The organism is Bartonella sp. AA86SXKL, from assembly GCF_042196885.1.
Map to the genome: position 1 here is coordinate 1 of NZ_JBHIRE010000258.1, position 790 is coordinate 790.

A 790-nucleotide genomic window follows, 5' to 3' on the forward strand; every position below is an offset into this window, starting at 1 on the left:
TTGGTTTTTTTTCTTTGCTTATATTACTTTTGAAATGGAAAGATCTTCTTGTTTCTTTATTTGATGAAACACACGCTCGCGCTATTGGATTAAACGTAAAGTTTTTAAAGATTCTCTTTTTCACATTGCTTGCTGCATGTACTGTTGCTGCACTGCAAACAGTTGGAGCTTTCTTAGTCATTTGTCTTGTCGTAACGCCAGGAGCAACAGCTTATCTTTTAAGTGACCGTTTTGTGAGTATTTTAGTTATTGCAGTTATGATTGGGACATTCACAAGCGTATTAGGTGTTTATGTAAGTTATTTTTTGAATGCGCAAACTGGTGGTGTTGTTGTGCTTTTTCAAGCATTTCTGTTTATTTTAGCTTTTATTTTTGCTCCTAAACATGGATTTATTGCTGCGCGTTTACGTATAAATGCGGCAAAAAAGGTTTGATGTTATCATGGTTGATCAATTACTTCTTCCTTTTCAATTTTCTTTTATGCTTAAGGGCATGCTTATCGTCATGATCCTTTCTGTTCCAATGGCGATGCTTTCTTGTTTTCTTATTTTGAAAGGATGGGCGCTTTTAGGCGATGCAATTTCCCATGCAGTTTTTCCTGGTGTTGTTATTGGTTATATGACAACACCGTGGGTAATAGCATTTTTGACTTCTTTTCCTTTTGCTTGGTTTCAGCATATGCGTCCAGAGAATATTACAATGACTTTGATTACTTGCGGTGCTTTTGTCGCGGGTATGGTTTGTGCACTCGCAACAGGTTTTTTAGGAGGCAATAGCCGTATCAAACAAG

Annotated in this window: 2 protein-coding genes; both read left to right on the forward strand. The window is 36.8% G+C overall.

Annotation, left to right across the window (positions count from 1 at the left end):
* Window positions 1-434 (forward strand): metal ABC transporter permease (locus tag ACFIO5_RS11375; protein WP_375705465.1); only part of this gene is annotated, 434 nt, incomplete at its 5' end.
* Window positions 435-441: 7 nt separating this feature from the next.
* On the forward strand, window positions 442-790 hold a 349-nt coding region (locus ACFIO5_RS11380), incomplete at its 3' end, for a metal ABC transporter permease (protein ID WP_375705466.1).